Source organism: Escherichia sp. E2586, assembly GCF_005781105.1.
GTDB lineage: Bacteria > Pseudomonadota > Gammaproteobacteria > Enterobacterales > Enterobacteriaceae > Escherichia.
Window position 1 is genome coordinate 1 of the sequence record NZ_VATN01000028.1, and the last position, 1810, is coordinate 1810.

Genomic DNA, 1810 nt, shown 5'->3' on the forward strand with positions numbered 1-1810 from the left:
TTTTCATCAGACAATCTGTGTGAGCACTGCAAAGAACAGTTCTTTAAGGTAAGGAGGTGATCCAACCGCAGGTTCCCCTACGGTTACCTTGTTACGACTTCACCCCAGTCATGAATCACAAAGTGGTAAGCGCCCTCCCGAAGGTTAAGCTACCTACTTCTTTTGCAACCCACTCCCATGGTGTGACGGGCGGTGTGTACAAGGCCCGGGAACGTATTCACCGTGGCATTCTGATCCACGATTACTAGCGATTCCGACTTCATGGAGTCGAGTTGCAGACTCCAATCCGGACTACGACGCACTTTATGAGGTCCGCTTGCTCTCGCGAGGTCGCTTCTCTTTGTATGCGCCATTGTAGCACGTGTGTAGCCCTGGTCGTAAGGGCCATGATGACTTGACGTCATCCCCACCTTCCTCCAGTTTATCACTGGCAGTCTCCTTTGAGTTCCCGGCCGGACCGCTGGCAACAAAGGATAAGGGTTGCGCTCGTTGCGGGACTTAACCCAACATTTCACAACACGAGCTGACGACAGCCATGCAGCACCTGTCTCACAGTTCCCGAAGGCACCAATCCATCTCTGGAAAGTTCTGTGGATGTCAAGACCAGGTAAGGTTCTTCGCGTTGCATCGAATTAAACCACATGCTCCACCGCTTGTGCGGGCCCCCGTCAATTCATTTGAGTTTTAACCTTGCGGCCGTACTCCCCAGGCGGTCGACTTAACGCGTTAGCTCCGGAAGCCACGCCTCAAGGGCACAACCTCCAAGTCGACATCGTTTACGGCGTGGACTACCAGGGTATCTAATCCTGTTTGCTCCCCACGCTTTCGCACCTGAGCGTCAGTCTTCGTCCAGGGGGCCGCCTTCGCCACCGGTATTCCTCCAGATCTCTACGCATTTCACCGCTACACCTGGAATTCTACCCCCCTCTACGAGACTCAAGCTTGCCAGTATCAGATGCAGTTCCCAGGTTGAGCCCGGGGATTTCACATCTGACTTAACAAACCGCCTGCGTGCGCTTTACGCCCAGTAATTCCGATTAACGCTTGCACCCTCCGTATTACCGCGGCTGCTGGCACGGAGTTAGCCGGTGCTTCTTCTGCGGGTAACGTCAATGAGCAAAGGTATTAACTTTACTCCCTTCCTCCCCGCTGAAAGTACTTTACAACCCGAAGGCCTTCTTCATACACGCGGCATGGCTGCATCAGGCTTGCGCCCATTGTGCAATATTCCCCACTGCTGCCTCCCGTAGGAGTCTGGACCGTGTCTCAGTTCCAGTGTGGCTGGTCATCCTCTCAGACCAGCTAGGGATCGTCGCCTAGGTGAGCCGTTACCCCACCTACTAGCTAATCCCATCTGGGCACATCCGATGGCAAGAGGCCCGAAGGTCCCCCTCTTTGGTCTTGCGACGTTATGCGGTATTAGCTACCGTTTCCAGTAGTTATCCCCCTCCATCAGGCAGTTTCCCAGACATTACTCACCCGTCCGCCACTCGTCAGCAAAGCAGCAAGCTGCTTCCTGTTACCGTTCGACTTGCATGTGTTAGGCCTGCCGCCAGCGTTCAATCTGAGCCATGATCAAACTCTTCAATTTAAAAGTTTGATGCTCAAAGAATTAAACTTCGTAATGAATTACGTGTTCACTCTTGAGACTTGGTATTCATTTATCGTCTTGCGACGTTAAGAATCCGTATCTTCGAGTGCCCACACAGATTGTCTGATAAATTGTTAAAGAGCAGTGCCGCTTCGCTTTTTCTCAGCGGCGCGGGGTGTGCATAATACGCTTTCCCGCTACAGAGTCAAGCATTTTTTT

The 1810-nt window shown here is 52.5% G+C and carries 1 rRNA gene; it reads right to left on the reverse strand.

From position 1 onward, the window contains the following. Positions 1 to 49: 49 nt before the first annotated feature. Positions 50 to 1591, reverse strand: a 16S ribosomal RNA gene (locus FEK50_RS21750). Between the last annotated feature and the right edge of the window lie 219 nt (positions 1592 to 1810).